We start from the raw sequence: 18,635 nt of genomic DNA, 5'->3' as shown, positions 1-18,635 counted from the left end.
CGACCGTGACGACCGACCTACCCCGAACGTGTCCAGCGGTATGCCCGAACCAACATCATCCTTAGCGCTACTGGCCGTTCCGTCGTCCCAACGGCCGATCCCTGGGGGCAGGCTGCCGGCGATCAGTTCAGCGGTTTAGGACCGGCTGCGCAACGCAAACCTCGTCTGGCTCATCTCCAGCCGTAATCTGAAACCGGACGAGCTCTCCAGGGGTGACGGACACCGTGACCCTGTCGCCCGGGCCATACGTGATCGGATCCGGCGGGTTGTCCGCTGAATTCCGGCTGTAGGCCTTGGTCGTCACACCATCCACGGTATTGCCGATCTGCACGAAAGCCCCGATGCGGGCGCTGGCGTTGTATCCCGGACGGTCATGCACCCCAATGGTGAATGTCATCGTCTTGACGTCGGCCGGTGTCACGGCCTCCCAGATGGCCTTCCCGTCGGTGGGGGTGAACAAGATGGAGTTCGGCAGCGCGGCGCCGCCTACGGTCCGGCATGTGGTGACCTTGGCATTCAGTGACGACTTCGGCGTGACCGAGGTTAGGTATTCGAGTGCGGACTGTGGAGCCGACGTGGTCGTCGGGCGTGGCGAGGTTGGCTGAAGGCCCACAATCTCGACCCTTCCACCCTGGTCGTCCCCCGTCCCGGTACCGGGGCGGGTCTGCCCGTCCGAAGTGGTTCCGGGGCTTCCGTTTCCACCGTCCGGACCGGCCGGTGGTGCGGAGGGGGACGTTGCGGGGCTGCTCGAGGCGGCACCGGGTGCGGGGAGGGCGTTGCCTGTGGGGCAGCCAGCCGCACTGCAGGGGGGCGGCACGGGATTTGCACGATCCCAGGGCGTGGTCATCACCATTCCAGCGACCAGCAGTGCCGTGGTGGTGAGCGCGAGGAGTACCGCGATCCGAACAGGTCCGTTCAAGGAGTGGAGACGGGAGCGGCTCTCATGCCGATCTGACGTGGTCGCCACGCCCAGCGGGGCACCCGTGGGGGTGGGAACGAGCTTCGCGGCAGATGCCCTCGGCTCTACAGCAGGCAGCGCAGTCGTCTCCCGCTTGGTCGCCGGTTCGGGTATCTGCGGCGCATCGGCGGGCTGCGGCGACTCGGCGGCCGCGGCGGGAGCCTGCCCAGGTCTGTCGGGCTCCGTGGGCGCGGAGTCCGGTGCAGCGTCGCCGTACAGCCCCTTGTAGCACTCGGTGATCGCCAGACGTTCCGTCTCGGAGGCCGAGCACAGCGTCAGGTACGAAGACAGGGTCTCGAAGGTAATCTTCTTTTCCCGAAATATCCGCTTGACGGTGGCCTCGGAAAGATTATCTAGATTTGCCCCTGCGGCGGATTTGGCAATTCCCGTAGGTGATGTCTTGTTGAGTCGGGCCTTGCCAAGGGCGAGGAGGAGTTCCATGAACCCCTGTTTTGAAGTGAGCGATGCCGGGTCGAAAGACCGCTCTGAATCAGCTGACATCCGGCGGATCCTAGGGCAGGGGCGCTGGTAGCAAAAGAGCGCATCAGCGCTCTTGTTTCGCCTGGACTCTCGTCTCATGCCTACCCCATGAATCACGGGGATGTCACGGGCCTAGCCGTACGGGACGTGGGCCGTTGGCTCTGACCCCCTCTATGACCCTGGGTCCGCTGACCCTGGTCCAACCCGGGTTGGCAGGTCACGACCCCCACCCTGGCCAGCGCTAACTAATTGGCCCAGGAATGGACCATTGCGAACCTGGGGGATGGACGGACAAAACTGGAGATCGTCCCGCCGGGCAGCCAGAGATATTCGGCGACAGACATCTTTTGCCCGGCTCCTATCGCGTGGGCCGCTGCCGCGCTCCGCGCATTTTCGCGAAGGAAGTGGAATGAACACCTCTCCCAACCCGACGGGTGGGACGCGCCGCACCGCGTCTCCTCCACGTGTCCTGCTCCTGTTGCTGGTGGCTATCAGCACGGCGCTGACCGCCGCCCTTGTTCCATCGACCCCCGCCGTTGCGGCACCCAGCCCGCAGCCCGGCAGCCTGCTGCGCCGTCCCGGTGTCGTGCCGCCGCACTGGAGGATTCTGCCCCGGCCCGTCGTGCCGCCACCGGCAAGGCTCGACTGGTTCACGGCGATCGCGCATCCGGCGGCGAGCGATCCGTGCCCGGACCCGAATGCGGCTAACCGGTCTTTGCCTGCCTTGACTGACTATCGCCGAGACGCGCTGTCCGGCGGGCTTCGCATGGAGAGCTGGATCCGCGTTTCCCGCAACGTCGGCAAGGTTTCCGGCGAGCCGACCCGCATTTGGTCGGTGGCGAAGCCCCGCGGCTATCACGGGTCGGTGGTGGTGGTCCTGCACAACAAGTGCGGCGACGTCATCGGTGTGACCGCGCCGCGCCGCTGGGGGGTTGACGGAAAGTGGGTTATCGGGGGCACCCATGATCGCCGGGCGTACTGGGAGCAGGATCTCGGCGTGGAGATCACCAGCCGAGCCACTTCGATGAAAATCATTCACTCACGTGATTCCGATTCACTCGTCACCACGGTTCTGCGCTATCTGAAGGAGTCGTGTCAGATCTGGGACGTCACGGTGACGCCCCTGACCGGGAAGCCGTGCCCGTTCCGGATGCCGAAGATCCAGATCCCGTGGCCCAAACGCTGACGCCGAATCCCGACCACGTGATCCAGTAGGAGGTTGACGATGAACAAGAAGCATGAGGAACTGGCCGGTCAGTACGCCAAGCGCATCGCTGTGGCAGCCGCGGGTAGCGGTGCCGGCCTGCTGGCTAGGAAGGCGGCGGTGGGCATCGGCCTCGCCGTGGGTGGTCCGGCCACAGCCCTGCTGGCAGCAGTGGTCAGCACCGTCGCGAGCGCCGCTGTCGCCGACGCAGTGAGCGACCTCGACGAGTCGTAGTCCGCCACCGTTACGGCCTGCCGCACACAACCCGCCGGGGGTGACAACTCATAACGAGTCGTCACCCCCGGCCTATGTGTCTCAAGTCGCGGTGGCGTCGCGATCCGCTCGGCAGTGTCTCGCTGATCAGCGGTGGCTGTTCTATGGAGCCAGCGCGCCCTGGAATGTGGCATGGACCAGGACGACAAGACGATGGCCCTCTCCCGAGCCGGCCGGTTCGAGGCGGTCATGGCTCGCTACGAGGAGTGTCCCTGCCGTCATCTGCTGCGCGTGCAGGCCGCCTTCCTCCAACTCGACGAGGCCGAGCATCACACCACCACCAGACGATCAGTGCGGCGGCGTAGAGCATCTGGTCCTGTCCGGTGGCTCGAGGGGCGCCCGGGTGCAGAGGCGGCTCGGTCCGCGGTCTCGAACCAGGGCCGGGCGCGGGCCACCTCGACGGCGTCCAAGGCGATACGCAGCGCGTTCTGTGCCTGGTCAAGGTACTGCGCGGTCGTCGAGACCACGTACAGCCCAGACGATCCCGATTCAGATGCTCACCACAGGCGCCTGGCGTCAGCCGGGTTGCTGCGGTCCGCTGGGTCCCAGCGTGGCGAGGTCGTAGCCGTCGGGGTAGGTCTTGCCGGTGATTCCCTCGTCGAGCCAGCCGCGGGTGCGGGGCCGCGCTCCGTGTCGCAGCCATGCGGCCCGACCGCCCAGTGCGGCGGTCAGGAGGGCCTTGGCCCAGCGGGGTGGCGGGGTGACTCCGGTGGCGTGGCGTAGCGGCGGGTCCAGCATTGTGCGGATGATGCCGCCGGACAGGAGTGTCAGGGCACGGGAGGAAGCACCGAGCAGGCCCTCGGTCGCCGCCATCAGTTGCGCCGCGGCCGGGGTGTAGGCGAAGCGCTGCGCCTCGTAGGTGTCGTAGAAGGTCTCGTAGGCGTCCCACGTCGTCGGGATGTCGGTGATGTTCATGCGCCGGCCCAGCGTGGTGTAGAAGGTCAGCATGGCCGTGCGTTCGTGACAGCCAGCGGCCGCCAGCCGTGCTGGTCGATCCATCGGGCGGGCGCGAAGAGGAAGGTGCCCAGCACGTACCGGTAGTCGTCGTTGCTGATGGTGAACCGACGGTGGATCTGGTTGAGCCGGCGCGTGGCGGTGCGCCCGTACGGATGGTCGAGCCCGTACTTGATCAGGGTGTACATGAGGATGCCGGTGTCGTCGGCGCGGCGGTCGGTGCGGTGGATGGTTTCTCCGGTTGCTGCCAGGACCTCGGCGATGGAGGGCACGGCGAAGGTGCGCCAGAACGCCAGCAGCAGCCCCATCCGGGTGTCGAAGGGGAACTCGTACAGCGCGGTGGCCTGGTAGATGGCGTGGTAGTCGGCGACGGGGTCACGGCGGCGGATGTCGGCGAGGCGGTCGTAGCATCCGCGACGGTGCAGCATGGAGGTCATCCTTGGTCGGTGGCCGGCACGCTGGGTTCGGGTCGTGGAGCGGGGATCTGGTCGAGGGCATGTCGCGTACCTTCTGCGCTCCCGGTACTGAGGTCAGGAGGGGGCGCCGACAGCGCTGCAGATGCAGGAGCGAGGCCGGCAGACGGGAGTGGACGTCTCTCAACCCTGGTTCCGCAGGTGGAGCACGGTTTGGAACGTGCCGGAGCGGCCCCACCAGCCGTATGCGCCTTCGCGCCAGGCGAAGCCGCGGCGGCCGGAGTCGGCCGCGTGCGGACGTCGGCCCGTGTTGGCCGCCGACGACAGGGTCGCCGTAGCGTTGCTTCGTCCGCGAGAAGATCCTGCTCGGTTCTACGCTGATCGGGTGGACAGTTGGGCAGAGCGGGTCGGTTCGACGGTCACTGTCAACGGCGTTTCCGCCGTCCTGATCGCGGCGGATCCGACAACCGGCACCCTGGACGTCGAAGTTAAAGACGATCTTGGGGTCAGTCCGTTTGATGTAGTACAGCTGATCCACACGCCGCCGGTAAGCCGATGGTGGGCGGCGGTGCGAATGGTCGACGACGGACGGGTCCGACTGGGCCGCCCTACCCGTGATGACACCGACCGGCGCCAGTACCCGCGACGGGAACTGAACCTTCCGGTGACGGTGTGGTGGCCCGACACCTCGGTGGACAGCGTCGGTCACACCCTCGACGTGTCGGTCGGCGGCTTCGCCGCTGTGCTCGACCACGCACCACCGGAGGGAGCCGACGTGGCGGTGCGGATAGACGGCTCCTATCAGCCGCTGCTGGCAATCGCCCGGTGCATCACCGTGCAGGACCGACAGGCCCACTTCGCCTACACCGACATCGGCATGCAGGAGTCGGAGCTGGCCAAGCACCTGGTATTCACCCGCCCCGCCCGCACCTGGGACGGCACCAGCACCGACGCGGTTCTGTGGTCCAGCGTCGGCGCCCAGCCAGTCACCGCCAAGCCGACCCGGATAGCCTGCGTGGTGTCCGGCGCCCAGCAGTACCCAGCCCGCAAGGAACACGTGGTCCTGAAGATCAACGACGCGCTACTTCGGGCGAGGGTGGTCACGGTCGCCGGCGGGGTGGCCCGACTCGCTTGGCTGGACTGACCCGCCCCGGCCACCCGGTCGAACTTCTGGGCCCGGATGCGGGCATGGCGATGGCCTGTCGTACGCCAGTGCCGTGCCCGGCAGGCAGACGAACAGAACACCCAGCTCAACCGCGCCGAGGCCGGCAACGGCCCACCGCAGACCGGACACAACCGCGGTATCCGCTCATCCGAACCCCGCCTCGCGGCCGACGGCTGCGGCGCCAGCGACAACCAGCGGCGAGCACAGGCCCTGCCAACGCCTACCCCGCGAGCCTAGAACCAACACCAGCGCACTGAACGGGCGACCGTTGGCCATCTGGTTACCGGGTGCTCCGCTGGCAACGGTCTGGCTGGCTTGGCACCGGAGATGCCTCGTCCGCTGCTGCGGCGGCGGTCCGGCGTGCGGGCAGGCTGGCCGCGGCCTGAGCGCGCCGCAACCCGTGCATTCCGCGCTCAGGCACGTGCGGCGGGCTTGGCCGCAGCTCCAGGCCGAACTTCGTCTCCTCGACCTTCGCCTGGTGATAGACGGCCAGCACGGTCGGGAGCTGGGCCAAGATGTTGCGCTTGTTCTCGGCCACCGCGCGGCTGCGGGCGCGGTTCGGGGCACCGACATCGGGCAGGCCGTTCTTGCCGAACTGCGCGGTGAGTTGTTCCCACGTGAGCGTGACCGGCTTGGTGAGCTGCCGCAGTCGGTAGGTGAGCCAGGCGTACAGGTCCATGGCCAGCGCGCTGTCGCCGAATATCCGCAGGGCATCGAGATTCAGCGGGAACGAGTGATCGATGATCTCGTCGTAGAAGTCCTTGGACAGCTCGATATACGACCCTTCGACCGGGTGGGTTGGGTTCTCTCCGCTGCGGTCCCACCACACCTTCCACGAGCGGGCGATGCGCATGCCGGCGCCCTCGTCGGTGAGGTAGCGCGGGTCGTCGTCGAAGTCGCGCTCGACGACGAGCTGGGCGCGCACCAGGCGCCGAACCTGCTCACCGACGAGGGTCTTGGATCCGGTGCGGCCGCCGGAGGCGGCCAGGCCGAGTTCCTTCATGAACCCGCTCTGGCTCGGACCCAGCTCGATCATCGGGGTCTTGTGCCGGACCGCGTAGCCGCCGAGGAACGCCAGCAGCAGACGGCCCTTCGGTCCGTACGGCAGGCCGACGTTGCTGCCGTCCTTCGGGTTGATGCCGGCGGTCCAGGTGGCGGTCCACCCGTTGTGACTGCGGCTGAGCACCCGGTGCTCCTCGACGGGCCGGACCTTCGGAAGGGTCGGCTTCACGCCGGGCAGCAGGCACATGGCGGTCACCAGCGGCGGGAAGCCGATCGGCGGATCCGTCCGAGCGTCCATCTCGGCGATCTGCTCGAGCAGCTCCATCTGCGTGAAGGTCGGCCGGGCCATGCCGCACAGGCTGCCGTAGCGGCGAGGGTCGATCAAACTTTGTTCGGGGTGCGCGTGTCGCGCCGGCCGGGCGGGGCGGCGGCATGCTCGGCGCCGGCGCGGGCGGCCGAAGAACTACAAGCAGGCTACGAGGATCAACTACAAGGGGCCGCCGAAACAGGCCTTTGAGCTGCGTAAACGTGGCAGCGTGACGGGCCATAATGCCAGGCGGTACGGGCCGTAATGCCAGCCAAGCCCGGCTTTTGACGGGCCGTAATGCCAGCAGGATCAGCGTTGTCCACAGGGGCGCGAGGCGGGTAGCCCGGCTTTCAGGCCGTCTGGGACCGGCCGTGACGGGCCACAATGCCAGCACAACCCGGCGAACCTGTGGACAGGGACGGGCCATAATGCCAGCACAACCAGCAACACCCGTGGGCCTTGCGTAGCTCCTGCCGCGATGTCCGGTTCAGCGTACGGGCGGTAATGCCAGCCGACGCGAGTATCGCTCATGTGACGGGCCACAATGCCAGCACAACGTCTCCGTCATCCACAGATCGGCCGTCGTCGCACAGCCGCCGGCGGCGGGAAGTCGACGGGCCATAATGCCAACCACCTCGGCCTCGTCGCGCTCGTCCCCTGCGGTGCGGACCTGTACCTCCTCGAGCGGGAGGAGTGCGGCAAATCCGGCAGAGTTCCCACCCTCGGAGCGGGCCGTATGACGGGCAACTATGCCAGCGGTGAGCTGGGCAAACGAGGGAATCGTTCTAGTGCTCCAGCCGGATTGTGATCATGTCCCGAGGAGGGCTTGTCGGGCGTAGTGGCCGAATCCTGGCTCTGGCTTGGTGTCGGCGGATGGACCAGAGCGGCGGGCCCGGCGCGGCGGCGGGCGGGTTCGATGATCACGACGTTGCACAGGTGGCGTCGCGACCCGGATTCGGGGGCGCTGGTGTGGCTGACGCCCGCCGATGATCGTGGGTCGGCGAGGCAGAGGATGCCCTGTACCCTCGTGCGATGTCGTTTCGTGAGGAGCTTCGGCACCAATTCGCGGCGGAGTCGGAGAGTGATGCCGTCGGGCGCATCCGGTTCTACGCCGCCGGACTGAACATCCTGGGTGGCATCTTCGCGTTCGCCCTGATCTTCATGATGGTGGGCGGTCGCCTGTCGTGGGCCGCCGCACCCGGATGCGCGCTCCTGATCGCCGGTGCCGTGTGGGGAGTCATGGTCCAGCTGACCAGGGACGTCTTCGCGGGGCGACAGCGCCTCTGGTGGGCGTGGGGCTGCACCGTTCTCGGCGTCCTGGAAATCGTCGTGGTGGCGAATCTGGCGTCCTGAACGGAACGGCTGTGCAAGTCAAACGGGGGAGAGGCAGTTCATGACGTTCACCGTGGTCCCGGAGGGTCTCGACGGATACGCGAAACAGGTCGACCGGGCTAGCGGGGACGCCCGCGCGATCGGCGGTTACCTGCACCGGTACCCGCCGCCGGACGGAACGTGGTCCAGCGGCGGGTTGATGAAACTCTTGGGCGAGAACGGGCCCCGCGCGTTCGCCGCCGCGGCAGCGAACCTTCACAAAGTCGGCACGTTGCTCGAATATGACCAGGACGGGCTGACCGATTCCGCCGCCTATTACCGCCAGACCGATGCGAACGCCGCGGCGCGCATGGACGCCACCCTGCCCAACCGTCCCGACCGCGCCGGCTTGACGGCGCTGGAGCAGGCCTGGGCCGGCAACCCCTGTGGTCCCTCGTTCGCCGACTCCCGCGATCCCTCCGGCCGCTTGGCCGCGGTGGGTGACGTCGAGCTGAGTCACCCTCTGGCCGTCCTGGACAACATCAGCATCTCGCACTGGGCGCTCAAAGGCATCGACTGGGTGTTCGGCTACGACATCCTCGGCGAAGCGACCGACTTCTTCCTCGGCGACTGGCAAGCCCTCGCCAAGGCCGGCAAAGCACTCGGCAACGCCGCGGACGCCACCACCGACCTCGGCTACAACCTACAAGGCGGAGCGATCTCGCTCCGCACGCAGTGGCAGGGCCATGCGGCCGAGGCCGCCGACCAGCACTTCACCGACATCGCCGCGAAGCTGGACGCGATGGCACATCCCATGCGCGTGGTGGCCAAGCAGTTCGAGCTGGCGGCCGAGGGCGCATACAACGCCGGCGAGGCCGTCTCCGGCATCATCAAGGGACTACTCGACGCGGCCATCATCGCCGGTATCGCCGCCGCGGCCGGCACCGTCACCGCGGAAACCGGCGTCGGCGCCGTCGTCGGCTACGGCGTTGCCGCCATCGAGGTCGCTCGCATGCTCGACATGTGGGCCGAGGCCACCAAGGTCATGGCCACCGTCTACTCCGCCACTCAAGCCCTCATCGGCGTCGCGCAGACCGGTGTGGCCAGCTTGGAAAGCGTGCAGATACCCGAGGTCGCGGGCGGTAGCTACCGCAATCCCCTCGCCCCCGAAGGCCCTCACCGATGAGGAGCATCGATGCATGACAGTGTGTACGAGATCGCCGGTGACCCTCGGGTCGCCAAGTTTCTGCGCACCAGCCTGACCGCCCTGGCCAACGGCTCCGATCCGCTGCTGCAGGAGCTGGCCGAAGGCGTGCTCTCCGGCCAGGTCAACCTCCGCGAAGCCGTCGCTTCCGACGCCTACGGCGAGGCACTCAGCTCAGCCTTCGAGCGCTTCTCGGCATACTACGACCAACTCGATGACGACGAGAAGCAACGGCTGACCAGCGAGGCCGCACAGCAACTCGACGACCTCCTTGATGAACGGCACCCCAAGCCATGACCAAGATGTCGCATCTGGCGCCTTGGAATCAGTCGCTTGGCGGCTATCAGGCGTAAGAATTGATCAAGTTGTGTGAGGCTCGCCCAGCCCTCGCAGTGCAACCTGGTTCACATGTCAGATTCCGAGGTCGTCTACGGATGACCTGCCGCGCAGCGAGGGACACGGTGGGAGAGACCGCTGCCCGGCTCGTGGACCGTCGGCCAGTCAACGAAGCCTGCACGATCATCGACCGTCGGCCGGCTCGCGCGAGCGGCGAGCTCGGCCTGGGCCGGGGCCATCTGCTCACGGTCGGCGACCTCGCCGGACCGGACACGGGCGGGACCCTGCGCACCGGCGGCGACCTTGCGGGCGGCGGCGAGCCCGGCGCGGGGGCCGGATCGTTCCGCGGCCGCGGTGGCGTCGCGCTGGTCGAGCTCGGCGCGTAGCGCCGCGGTATGCGCGGCCATGGTGGCCCGTTCGGCGGCGTGGAGTTCGCGTTCGTACGCTTCTCGAACCGGGGAGTGATGCGGCACCTGCGCAGTCGGGTGGGTGAGTGCCCGGTCGAGGGCCCGGGCCAGGTAGCTCAGTGGAGAGTGGGCGTCGCCCGCGGCGATGACCTGCCGTCGTTCGGCGGGGCGGCCGGTCAGGCCGTAGTGCTCGACGAGGTGCACGACGTCGCCGGCGGTCCAGTCCGGGCCGAGACGACTGCCCAGCGTGGCCGCGATCATGGCCAGCCGGCGGCCGTGTTCCCGGGCGGCGTTGCGGGGATTGCGGCGTCCGTCGTCGGCGTCTTGCAGGAATCGCCCGAGGTACTCCCAGCCGTTGGCCAAGGCCTTGGCCAACGGCTTTGCCCACCCCATGACCGCTGAGCGGCCATGACGCTGGGGCGGTGTGGAGCACATTCTGTAAGCCGTCCTAGGACGGCTAGACCCTGTGAGCCGGACCTCGTCCTTTGTCGGTGCTGGGCGCGAAGCGCCGCCGTTGTGGTGTGTACCCCGGCCGTGAGGCCGCTGCGTTTCGGCTGCGGTGACGTCGTCTGTAGCAGGGTGACCCCTGTAGAACCACAAACCGGAAGAGATTCTCTTCGAGAACCCCTTCGGGGAGTGGTCGCAGAAATTCGCCCACCGTCCTGCTTGGTCAAACGCGTTATCCACAGCCTCCGCGGCCGCGTCGCGGACCGTCCGGCGCGCCTGCGGCGGCACCCGAGCCATCGCGTCGGCCGGCGGGGCCGCGGCCAGGTTCGCCCGGCCGCGGGCTAGCACCGCCGTCTTCGTTGCCTGCTCGGCCTCGACGGTCCATGCCGGATCCACGGCCGCCTGCAGCGCCAGGTCGTCACGGCGCCGCTCGGCCTGCCAGGCTCGCGCATCGAGGACCTCGGCCTCGATCGCGGCCGCCGCCGCGACCGCCTCGTCCAGCTTCGCCTGGCACTCGTCCACGAGCGCGCCGGCGCGCTGCAACAGCTGCGCCAGCAGCGCAACCGCCGCCCCTAGGTACGGCGTCGCGGCCACGGGGGAGCGGTGCAGGGGCTGGAAGTCGTAGACGGCGCGCTGCCGCGGCCGGCCGAGCGCGCGGCGTTCCGCCACCGCCAGGATCCGGCCCTTGCGGGTACGCCTGGTGCAGCCGAGCTGGACCGTGCGGGCCCACCCGGTCGTCACCGTGCGCTCGGCGACGCCGGCCATCTGGGCCGTCCAGTACAGACCGGCCATCGAGCCGCGGCCCGACTCGCAGCACGCCGCCACCGCCATCACCGCCACCACCCGCGGGTACTGCGGCCGCCGGCCCCGCCGGCTCAGCCCCCGCCTCGTCCGCTCGGCGGCATCGCGGGCGAGGAAGTCCGCCAGCAGGTACGCCGCGCGGGCCCACCGGCCCGGACCCCGGGCGATCCGCAGCTGCCCGCGCGGGCCGGTCTTGGTCAGCCGGGCCTGCGCCGCCACCACCCGCGCTACCCGCTGACGCCACCGGGTCACCTGATCCAGGCGCCGCTGCGCGCGCCGGACCGCACGTAATGACGCCTCATGCGCGGCCAGCAGATCATCGACCCGGGCGGCCTCCGCCGCCGCCTGCGCCTGGTCGTCCTCATGCATCGCCCGCGCCGCCGCCAGCCAGGTGGCCTGATCACCGCACCGCCAACAGCCCCCCGCACCGTCCGACCGACCGCACGCCTCGCAGGCCAGCCGCGCCACCGCGGCGGCGTCCACCACGACCGGGGACGGCCCCCGCCCCGCACGGTGGCGGGTCCGCCGCTCACGCCGGCGCCAGCAGCTCAGGCACAGCGGGCTTGGATCACCCGGAACTCGATTCGGCAGCCCGAGCCGCGGCGCCCCGCTCCCGCGGGCCCGGCAATCGGTGCACCGCACCCGCAGTCCGGTCCAATGCTGCACCCGCAAGGCCTCGGGCACCTCGACCTCGAGCGCCATCTGCCCCGGCACCACCGCCCGCGCCGACAGCACCCGCAGATGTGCCTGACACGCCTGCACACCCGCATCCACCGCCGGCAAGAACCGCCCTGCGGCATAACACGCCGCGCACCAACCGTGAAGATCATCACGGGAGCGTGGGTACGCCATCACGGCGGTCATGACGCGGCGCCCACGTCATCACCGAGCGCACCCCGCACGGGAACCCATACAGAACCCAAGGTCAGCTTGGGTGAGACCACAATCGAGGTGGCAACAGATGCCATGGCACCGGCATCGCCGGACACGGGCAACGACGAGACGCGGGCGGGGCGCGCGCAGCATCCACCGGACACGCACCGGGCGTGTCTGGAGACGAAGAAGCACCCAGCCCGGAGGGTGGGTGCTATTCTTTCCTCCGAGCCTGAAAGCCTCAGACCCTGAACTCGCGGCCAAACGAACTGGGGTCTGGGGCTTGCTTTTTTATGGACTTAGATGTCGGGGTTTCTGGCCCTCCAAGATCAGGTCATGATGCGTCCGACGGATCATACGGCGCGGCCCGTTCGAAACCGGGCATCGACACGCGTCGGCTATGGCGATCTCGTGCGTGGTGCCGCCGTCATCCGCGCGAATTTCTATGCATGCCTTGCAGTGCTTGGTCAGTCGGGCTGTCCTGTTCGGACTTCCGTCTCCGAGCTGCGCCAGGTCAGGCAGCCGCACGTCCGTCGCTCTGACCGCGTGCGAGCGCGACTACCTTCCGCCTGAAAGCTGCCGCAGCCGCGACCGTGGCAGGCTCGGTCTCCAACTCGACGCGATGGCGATAGCCCGTCTCGGTGAAGTGCATGATCATGACTCGGGCGTCCGGCGTCGCTTCGTCGAACAGCCACCAGTCAGCATCAAAGGGAGCGGGCGAAGTCTGGGCCAGGTCGGTTCGCTGCAGGTAGTCGATCTGCTCGCCGGCCTCGATGTTCCACTTGTCCATCCAGGCCATCTAGCGCTGATAGTCGGTGATCGGAGAGTCGACTATGCGGACCCGCCACCTGGCGCATCCATGCCCCGATGTTGCGTGATGCTCACAGTGCTCGCCTCATGATCAATGACTACGTCTTGGGACCCCCTCCCGATCAGCTAGGGCGGTCGGTCGTCGCTGCGTGGGACCGTCCTGGCAACGTGCGCCGTACGACGTTTCTGAGCCGATGCCAACCGTCATCTAGGCAGCGCATCGCGGGCTTGAACCACGAGTTGTTTGGCCGCTTCGCCTTCGACAGCGTCTTCCCACAGGTCGTCGATTGCAGCGACGAACTGCTCGGCTTGCGTGCCGTAATAGTGGGTCTCAGCCGCGAAGGTTTCGACCGCGACGACGGTCTCCTCCTCGCCGATGAAGGCAGCGGTGGTGTTTTGCGGAATCCGACGTAGCTGTGTCCGTGTTGGCAGGATCCCGAACCGGACGTTGGGCATGCCGATCACCGGAATCAGGCGTGTGAGCTGGGCGCGCATTACATCGGGTGGACAGAGCAGCCACTCGAGGACCGGCTGTGCTAGCAGGAACTCGAAGCGGCGGTCGGTGTAGAGCAGCTCCTGGCGCTCAAGCCGGGATGCCACAGCTTTGTCGACGTCCACGACGTTCAGCTGGTGCAGGCGGACCATCTCGTCAAACATCGCCCGCGCGTACGCCGAGGTCTGCAGCATCCCCGGCACGGCCGTCAATTCGAAATCCTTGATGGTGTGTGACTGGCGAGCCAGTTCGAGGTAGCCCGCCTGGACCGGCCCCTGGCCGGCGCGCATCGCGCTTTTCCAGCTGCGATGCTCGGACTCCGCGTCTACCAAGATGTCGATGAGTTCGTCGGCGACCTGTTCCGGACCGTTTGCGGCGACAACCCAGCGGCGTACGTCGTCGGCACTCGGTTTGGTCTTACCTGACTCAATGCGGCTGACCTTCGAGTGGCTCCACCCGGTGATGGCGGCGATTTCTTGCTGCTGCTTACCCGCCCGCACACGTAGTTCGCGCAGGCGGGCTCGCAGTCCTTCAGGCCCGTCGAGAGCCTTTTCTAGGGGGTTCATGGTGCGTGGTGTCCTTGATCGCTAGGCGGCTGCAGGCCGAGCGTCGCTCAGCTCGCTGTGTCGGATCGCCAGATCCCGCCACGTCGCTGCCTGGCTAACGGTCGCCGCGTCGGTTGTGCTTAGGTACTGCAGTCGGCGGCCGTCAGGGTCATGCTTGATGAAGATGAGTTGCTGGTCGTCGATCAGCCACCAGTCCCCGTTGACGCCTGCGGTTGGCAGCAGGCCGACGTCGAGCGCGCGCTGTCGTGTCATGTAGCGGATGGTTTCGCCGGCGCCCACGTTCCAGGCGTCGCACCAGCGCTCGAACTGCTGATACGGCGTAGGTGGATCTTCCTGGACCCGAACCCGGGCGACCTGTACGCCGCGACCGGTCTGCTCTCCGATCCGACTGAACCAGTCGGCAAGCTCAGGCACGACCGTCGGAGCCTGGAACTCGCCGACCGCCCAGCGGTCGACAAGGCTCTGCTCATAGTCCTCGATGTACGCGGGCTGAAGTTCGAGCCGGAAAGCCGATCTTGCGGCACCGTGCAGCGCGGCGAAGAACTCGCCGCTGCCGATCTCCCGCCACATCGAGTTGTTCATCAGCGGCTGGCCAGCCGGTTCAGAACGTTGGCGGGCACGAACACCGCGACCTCATCCTCGCCGAGGTCACGCAGTTGGGCGATCTCGCCCGGCTGGAGCACCTTGCCCTGCACGACGAACCCGTCTTCGACCTCGTAGAGGGCGGGGCAGTTGCCGCCGACCGATTCGCTGTCCTTCCACATGAACTTCAAGGTCCGCATGGGTCTCCTCCCAGATCTGGTACCGCTCTTCGCATCTTTGCAGTCTCCTGCACGTGCACGCAAGGGCCCCGCCCGATCCGCCGCAATTGGCGGATCCGAGCGGGGCCTTCCTGCTGAAACGGCGGATCTGGCAGCTTCATTCTATGTGCACTTGCATGCACTTGCGCTGCGTGCGACAGTCCTTAAGAGAGAACGTTCCCGGCGGAGGAGGAGCGGGTGCCTCGCGAATCGATCAGCATCACGTGTCGCAACTGCGACCGTGATCGTCTTGCCAGCGACTTCTACAAGTCGGCCACGGAATGCATTGAGTGCAAGAAGGACAGGAGTCGTCGAAACCGCATGGCTGCGGCTCGCAAGCTCGTTCTTGCGGAACGACTTCTTGATCTCCTCACCGACCTGATCAACCAGGGCTGGCGTCCGTCTCTGTGTGCACACGGGCGGATGTCGGCCAACGAGGAGCGCCTCGGCGCGGAGGTGGGTCAGCTCGCGTCAACGCAGCCGCGTCAGACCAAGGCGGTGAACGCATGATCGCCGAGATACTGGCCGCGGTGAGCGGTCTAAGCGCGTCAGCGCTACCAGCCGCGTTGATCCTGCGACGGATGCGCCGCAGGTTGGCCACGACCCGCTGCCAGCTCGACGAGGCTCGGCGCCAGCTCGGCCGGGCCGAGCATCAGGCGAGACACGACGCGCTGACCGGACTGGCGAACCGTCGCGGTATCGAGGCTGACTTGACCGCCCGGATGGTCTCGGGCGACTCGTGGGCGCTGATCCTGCTCGACCTGGACGAGTTCAAGTTGATCAACGATAGGTACGGCCACGACGCCGGGGACCAGGTGCTCGTGGAGACTGCGCGTCGTCTCTGCAGGGTGGTGCACCCGGGGGATCTGGTGGGTCGGCTGGGCGGCGACGAGTTCGCCGTTCTGGCCGCCTCACCGGTGGGTGCGATCTCCATGATGCTGGCCCGCGACGCGGTCGCGGTGCTGAGCCAGCCGTTCCTCATCGACAGCGGCATCCGCATGGAGGTGACGGCCAGCGTCGGCCTGGTACAGGTGATGCCGGGCGACGACCCCATGACGCTGATGCGGTCGGCGGACGTGGCGATGTACCGGGCGAAGGCCTCCGGCGGGGGCACCGCGGTGGAGTTCGGGCCGCTCGAGCGACGGGCCGCCGGGGGAGAGGCCTACCGGCCGCCGCAGCGGCTGCGTGACATGCATCCGCACCGGGTCCCGTCGGAGCTTGGGGTGGTGGTCGCGCGATGACCGCCGTCCGCGCTACCGCGATCGAGTCCCCGGACTGGCGTGCGATCTTCCCGGTCCCGCCGGACGCCCGGCTCTACACGATGGGTCCGTACTGCCCGATCGACGACACCGTCCTGCAGGAACAGGTCGACGGTTTCCGGTGTTCGAGCTGCTCGGCGGCCTGGGACTTCTTCGGCCTGCACGGGCGATGGCCCGCGGCTGCGCCGCGGACTGCTGTCTCGCTGCCGGTAGTGGCGGCCGGCCTGGCCGGATATGCGATGGCCGCCGCTGGGATGGTCGCAATACTCGCTCGGCTCGGCGAAGGCGTGGTGTGGCTGCTGGCCGCCGTGATCGGCGTTGCTGCGGCGTACCTGCTGGTCGCGGCGTGGCTGTCCGGGTTGATTGAGGAACACCGCTGCCGGCGCAACCGGATGCACATCCCGGATGGCGAGGTGGCCCGGTGAGCGCGCAGTTGATCGTGCGGGTTCATCTGGACTGGACCGCGCCGGGGCACTACGAACCGAAGCAGGCGCGGCCGTGCCGGCTGGGTGACGGGCCGACCCGGATGCGTGACGCCTCCGGGCGGCCGTGTCACCAGGAGTGCGCGGAGGACGAGATCGCCCGCGAGCTGTACGGGCGGGGCCAGGCCCTGATCGCTGACGAGCGGGTGCCGTCGCCGGCCGCCCGGGCGCGTGGCGGTGCCCGATGAGTACGGCCCTACCCGCCGAGCAGGGCCGCAAGCCGAGCATCGACGCGGCGTGGATCGCGATGGCTGCCGCGGTGATCCTCACCGCCAAGGGCGAGTTCGACCTGGCCATCCTGGCCCATTTCTCGCCCTGGATCGCCTGGATGTTCCCGGTGATGCTCGACGTGTACGTGGTCACCGCGTTCCACCGGCGTCGGTGGAAGGACATGGTCGTCGGCATGCTGCTGATGATCTTCTGCCAGGTCGCGGTGCACGTGCTGCCGGTCTTCATCACCGCGGGCGAGCAGACGCCCTGGGGCTTGGTGGTGGCGGTCGCGTGCGTCGCGCCGATCGTGGTCGTCCGCGTAAAAATCCTCACTGGCCGGACGCGGCAGGAGATCGCAGCGGACGACGAGGCGGCCCGGCAGGCCGAGGAGTTGCGGCAGGCGCGCGCGGACACCGCCGCCGTGCGCCGCGAGCTGGCGGAAACCCGGACCCGCGCCGAGGCGGAAATGCAGGCGCGGGAGAACGCGGAGACGGCCGCGTCCGAGGCGGAAATGCAGACCGCTCAGGCGGAAACGCGGGCGGCCCGGGAGGCGGAAATCCGGGCCGACGTCGAGCGTGCCGCGCAGGCGCAGGCGGAGACCGAGGCGGAAATCCGGGCGGAAATTTCCGCCCGGGCGCAGGCGGAAATTTCCGCTGCCGAGCGGGCTACCGAGGCCGCCGTGGAGGCGGCTCGGGCCGCGCAGCAGCGCGCCGCCGAGCAGGCCGAGCTGGCCCGTCTCGCGGAGGGCCGGCTGGCCGAGGCCCGCGACGCCGCCGACCGGGCCGCCGAGGCTAGGGTGGCCGCCGAGCAGCGCGCCACCGCGACCGTGCGGCAGGCGAGCATGGCGGCTGAGCAGGCAGAACGTGACCTGCGGCAGCAGCTCACCGCCGTTGGTGACACCGCCTCGACGGCGCAGCGGCAGGCCCGGGAACTGGCCGGACAGGTCGCCGCGCTGGGTGCCCAGCTCGAGGAAGCGCGGGCGGCAGGTGAGCGGCAGTCGATCGCCCGGGTGTGCGCCGAGCAGCAGCTCGCCGAGGCAGAGCAGGCCCGCACCGCGCTGCTCAACGAGCTGGAGCGGGTCCGCCGGCAACTGGCCCGGGCGAGCGAGCAGGTGGAAACGAAGGCGGAAATCAGCCGCGGCCCGGACCGGAAATTTCCGGTCGCCGTGCCGGTCCGGCTGCCGGAAAACCTGCCGGTCGTCGAGACAGTGCGACCGGAAAAGGTCGCCACGGTCCTGGTCGCCCGGGTGACCTATCCGGACGCCACCCTGGCCCAGCTCGCCGAGATGACCAAGATTTCCGACCGCACCATCGGCAAGGTCCTGCGCGCTGTCCCGGCGGAAATCGCCGGCGAGGTCGGGCAGGTCCTAGCGCTGACTGACGGGAAGGCGGCGGCGTGATGAGCGATCCGACCGAGCAGATCACGAATGCGTCCGCGTTCGCGGCCGAGGCTTACGACCCGGCCGCGGCCCGTGCTCGGCAGCGAAACTGGGCCACGCAGAGCCGTGAACTGGCAAAACAACGAAATCGCGAGCACATCCAGCGAATCAAGCTGGAGCGCGGCTGCACTGACTGCGGATACCGGAAGCACCCTGATGCTCTCGACTTCGACCACCTCCCCGAGCATGGGAAGACGATCGCGGTCGGGATGCTGGCCGCGAGCGGGGCCTCCATCAAACGGCTCGACGATGAAATCGCGCGATGCGAGGTCGTATGCGCCAACTGCCATCGGATCCGAACCAGCGGACGGGCCAAGGCCAGATTCGATCAGAACACCGGACTGGACGGCCAGCCCGACTCGGAGGTCGCGTCATGACCACCGAACAGGTGACAGAAAGTAGGCGTCAAGTCTCCAGTGGAGACTCCGAAAGTGTCCCCGTA

At 68.2% G+C, this 18,635-nt stretch carries 21 protein-coding genes; 12 read left to right on the top strand and 9 right to left on the bottom strand.

Going from position 1 to position 18,635, the window contains the following annotated elements; genetic code table 11:
- Positions 1 to 127: 127 nt before the first annotated feature.
- Positions 128 to 1,459 carry a hypothetical protein gene (locus EDD30_RS38595; protein WP_143162663.1) on the bottom strand — a complete coding sequence of 444 codons (1,332 nt, stop codon included), beginning with the start codon at positions 1,457 to 1,459 and terminating at the stop codon, positions 128 to 130.
- 388 nt (positions 1,460 to 1,847) lie between these two features.
- On the opposite strand from EDD30_RS38595, the gene EDD30_RS38590 reads away from it, so the two are divergent.
- Positions 1,848 to 2,624 (top strand): hypothetical protein, encoded by a 777-nt coding sequence (locus EDD30_RS38590; RefSeq protein ID WP_143162664.1) that lies wholly within the window; start codon positions 1,848 to 1,850, stop codon positions 2,622 to 2,624.
- A gap of 39 nt (positions 2,625 to 2,663) precedes the next feature.
- On the top strand, positions 2,664 to 2,876 hold the full coding sequence (locus EDD30_RS37845; protein ID WP_071805182.1) for a hypothetical protein: 213 nt from the start codon (positions 2,664 to 2,666) through the stop codon (positions 2,874 to 2,876).
- A gap of 555 nt (positions 2,877 to 3,431) precedes the next feature.
- Here EDD30_RS37845 and EDD30_RS37840 read toward each other — a convergent pair.
- Positions 3,432 to 3,863 carry an oxygenase MpaB family protein gene (locus EDD30_RS37840; protein ID WP_084556357.1) on the bottom strand — a complete coding sequence of 144 codons (432 nt, stop codon included), beginning with the start codon at positions 3,861 to 3,863 and terminating at the stop codon, positions 3,432 to 3,434.
- Positions 3,857 to 4,297: a hypothetical protein gene (locus EDD30_RS37835; RefSeq protein WP_084556358.1), complete on the bottom strand. Its 441-nt coding sequence runs from the start codon at positions 4,295 to 4,297 to the stop codon at positions 3,857 to 3,859. Before EDD30_RS37835 ends, EDD30_RS37840 begins: the two co-directional genes overlap by 7 nt.
- A 292-nt stretch (positions 4,298 to 4,589) precedes the next feature.
- On the opposite strand from EDD30_RS37835, the gene EDD30_RS37830 reads away from it, so the two are divergent.
- A complete protein-coding gene (locus EDD30_RS37830; RefSeq protein ID WP_170047244.1) occupies positions 4,590 to 5,426 on the top strand; it encodes a PilZ domain-containing protein in 837 nt (278 codons plus the stop codon).
- Between the two features lie 301 nt (positions 5,427 to 5,727).
- Here the strand turns inward: EDD30_RS37830 and EDD30_RS37825 are convergent, their stop codons facing one another.
- On the bottom strand, positions 5,728 to 6,798 hold the full coding sequence (locus tag EDD30_RS37825) for a replication protein RepA (protein ID WP_071804710.1): 1,071 nt from the start codon (positions 6,796 to 6,798) through the stop codon (positions 5,728 to 5,730).
- A 990-nt stretch (positions 6,799 to 7,788) separates the two neighbouring features.
- Here EDD30_RS37825 and EDD30_RS37820 point away from each other — a divergent pair.
- The 3 genes from EDD30_RS37820 to EDD30_RS37810 all read left to right on the top strand — a co-directional run bounded on the left by EDD30_RS37820 (position 7,789) and on the right by EDD30_RS37810 (position 9,568).
- Entirely contained in the window at positions 7,789 to 8,109 is a 321-nt protein-coding gene (locus tag EDD30_RS37820) for a hypothetical protein (RefSeq protein WP_071804707.1), read from the top strand.
- Positions 8,110 to 8,296: 187 nt separating this feature from the next.
- Positions 8,297 to 9,253 carry a hypothetical protein gene (locus EDD30_RS37815; protein ID WP_148088184.1) on the top strand — a complete coding sequence of 319 codons (957 nt, stop codon included), beginning with the start codon at positions 8,297 to 8,299 and terminating at the stop codon, positions 9,251 to 9,253.
- A gap of 9 nt (positions 9,254 to 9,262) precedes the next feature.
- Positions 9,263 to 9,568, top strand: coding sequence for a hypothetical protein (locus EDD30_RS37810; protein WP_071804703.1), 306 nt, complete (start codon positions 9,263 to 9,265; stop codon positions 9,566 to 9,568).
- A 131-nt stretch (positions 9,569 to 9,699) separates the two neighbouring features.
- Here the strand turns inward: EDD30_RS37810 and EDD30_RS37805 are convergent, their stop codons facing one another.
- The 5 genes from EDD30_RS37805 to EDD30_RS37785 form a co-directional block, all read right to left on the bottom strand.
- Positions 9,700 to 12,024, bottom strand: a complete 2,325-nt coding sequence (locus EDD30_RS37805; protein WP_123678927.1) for a hypothetical protein — start codon at positions 12,022 to 12,024, stop codon at positions 9,700 to 9,702.
- A 625-nt stretch (positions 12,025 to 12,649) separates the two neighbouring features.
- Positions 12,650 to 12,934: a DUF6879 family protein gene (locus EDD30_RS37800; protein WP_071804699.1), complete on the bottom strand. Its 285-nt coding sequence runs from the start codon at positions 12,932 to 12,934 to the stop codon at positions 12,650 to 12,652.
- A gap of 215 nt (positions 12,935 to 13,149) precedes the next feature.
- Positions 13,150 to 14,004, bottom strand: a complete 855-nt coding sequence (locus EDD30_RS37795; protein WP_071804697.1) for a helix-turn-helix domain-containing protein — start codon at positions 14,002 to 14,004, stop codon at positions 13,150 to 13,152.
- Between the two features lie 21 nt (positions 14,005 to 14,025).
- The gene (locus EDD30_RS37790) at positions 14,026 to 14,586 is read right to left on the bottom strand and encodes a DUF6879 family protein (RefSeq protein ID WP_071804695.1); all 561 of its coding nucleotides are present in this window, start codon (positions 14,584 to 14,586) and stop codon (positions 14,026 to 14,028) included.
- Positions 14,586 to 14,786, bottom strand: coding sequence for a hypothetical protein (locus tag EDD30_RS37785; protein WP_071804693.1), 201 nt, complete (start codon positions 14,784 to 14,786; stop codon positions 14,586 to 14,588). Before EDD30_RS37785 ends, EDD30_RS37790 begins: the two co-directional genes overlap by 1 nt.
- 216 nt (positions 14,787 to 15,002) lie before the next feature.
- On the opposite strand from EDD30_RS37785, the gene EDD30_RS38585 reads away from it, so the two are divergent.
- The 6 genes from EDD30_RS38585 to EDD30_RS37760 all read left to right on the top strand — a co-directional run bounded on the left by EDD30_RS38585 (position 15,003) and on the right by EDD30_RS37760 (position 18,570).
- Positions 15,003 to 15,314, top strand: a complete 312-nt coding sequence (locus tag EDD30_RS38585) for a hypothetical protein (protein ID WP_143162632.1) — start codon at positions 15,003 to 15,005, stop codon at positions 15,312 to 15,314.
- A 71-nt stretch (positions 15,315 to 15,385) separates the two neighbouring features.
- Positions 15,386 to 16,045 (top strand): GGDEF domain-containing protein, encoded by a 660-nt coding sequence (locus EDD30_RS37780; protein ID WP_170047222.1) that lies wholly within the window; start codon positions 15,386 to 15,388, stop codon positions 16,043 to 16,045.
- A complete protein-coding gene (locus EDD30_RS37775) occupies positions 16,042 to 16,488 on the top strand; it encodes a hypothetical protein (RefSeq protein WP_071804689.1) in 447 nt (148 codons plus the stop codon). The genes EDD30_RS37780 and EDD30_RS37775 overlap by 4 nt, the downstream gene beginning before the upstream one ends.
- Entirely contained in the window at positions 16,485 to 16,733 is a 249-nt protein-coding gene (locus EDD30_RS37770; protein ID WP_071804687.1) for a hypothetical protein, read from the top strand. The genes EDD30_RS37775 and EDD30_RS37770 overlap by 4 nt, the downstream gene beginning before the upstream one ends.
- Positions 16,730 to 18,154, top strand: coding sequence for a coiled-coil domain-containing protein (locus EDD30_RS37765; RefSeq protein ID WP_244945703.1), 1,425 nt, complete (start codon positions 16,730 to 16,732; stop codon positions 18,152 to 18,154). Before EDD30_RS37770 ends, EDD30_RS37765 begins: the two co-directional genes overlap by 4 nt.
- The gene (locus tag EDD30_RS37760; protein ID WP_071804685.1) at positions 18,154 to 18,570 is read left to right on the top strand and encodes a hypothetical protein; all 417 of its coding nucleotides are present in this window, start codon (positions 18,154 to 18,156) and stop codon (positions 18,568 to 18,570) included. Before EDD30_RS37765 ends, EDD30_RS37760 begins: the two co-directional genes overlap by 1 nt.
- Positions 18,571 to 18,635: the final 65 nt, after the last annotated feature.

The sequence above is a fragment of the Couchioplanes caeruleus genome, assembly GCF_003751945.1.
Lineage (GTDB): Bacteria > Actinomycetota > Actinomycetes > Mycobacteriales > Micromonosporaceae > Actinoplanes > Actinoplanes caeruleus.
This window is presented reverse-complemented; position numbering and strand designations above follow the sequence as displayed.

Coding starts and splice junctions, on each gene's coding strand:
- EDD30_RS37795 (WP_071804697.1), bottom strand. CDS start 14,004: ATGAACCCCCTAGAAAAGGCTCTCGACGGGCCTGAAGGACTGCGAGCC.
- EDD30_RS37825 (WP_071804710.1), bottom strand. CDS start 6,798: ATGGCCCGGCCGACCTTCACGCAGATGGAGCTGCTCGAGCAGATCGCC.
- EDD30_RS38595 (WP_143162663.1), bottom strand. CDS start 1,459: ATGTCAGCTGATTCAGAGCGGTCTTTCGACCCGGCATCGCTCACTTCA.
- EDD30_RS37835 (WP_084556358.1), bottom strand. CDS start 4,297: ATGCTGCACCGTCGCGGATGCTACGACCGCCTCGCCGACATCCGCCGC.
- EDD30_RS37765 (WP_244945703.1), top strand. CDS start 16,730: ATGAGTACGGCCCTACCCGCCGAGCAGGGCCGCAAGCCGAGCATCGAC.
- EDD30_RS37820 (WP_071804707.1), top strand. CDS start 7,789: ATGTCGTTTCGTGAGGAGCTTCGGCACCAATTCGCGGCGGAGTCGGAG.
- EDD30_RS38590 (WP_143162664.1), top strand. CDS start 1,848: ATGAACACCTCTCCCAACCCGACGGGTGGGACGCGCCGCACCGCGTCT.
- EDD30_RS37800 (WP_071804699.1), bottom strand. CDS start 12,934: ATGGCCTGGATGGACAAGTGGAACATCGAGGCCGGCGAGCAGATCGAC.
- EDD30_RS37845 (WP_071805182.1), top strand. CDS start 2,664: ATGAACAAGAAGCATGAGGAACTGGCCGGTCAGTACGCCAAGCGCATC.
- EDD30_RS37840 (WP_084556357.1), bottom strand. CDS start 3,863: ATGCTGACCTTCTACACCACGCTGGGCCGGCGCATGAACATCACCGAC.
- EDD30_RS37810 (WP_071804703.1), top strand. CDS start 9,263: ATGCATGACAGTGTGTACGAGATCGCCGGTGACCCTCGGGTCGCCAAG.
- EDD30_RS37785 (WP_071804693.1), bottom strand. CDS start 14,786: ATGCGGACCTTGAAGTTCATGTGGAAGGACAGCGAATCGGTCGGCGGC.
- EDD30_RS37760 (WP_071804685.1), top strand. CDS start 18,154: ATGAGCGATCCGACCGAGCAGATCACGAATGCGTCCGCGTTCGCGGCC.
- EDD30_RS37775 (WP_071804689.1), top strand. CDS start 16,042: ATGACCGCCGTCCGCGCTACCGCGATCGAGTCCCCGGACTGGCGTGCG.
- EDD30_RS37790 (WP_071804695.1), bottom strand. CDS start 14,586: ATGAACAACTCGATGTGGCGGGAGATCGGCAGCGGCGAGTTCTTCGCC.
- EDD30_RS37780 (WP_170047222.1), top strand. CDS start 15,386: ATGCGCCGCAGGTTGGCCACGACCCGCTGCCAGCTCGACGAGGCTCGG.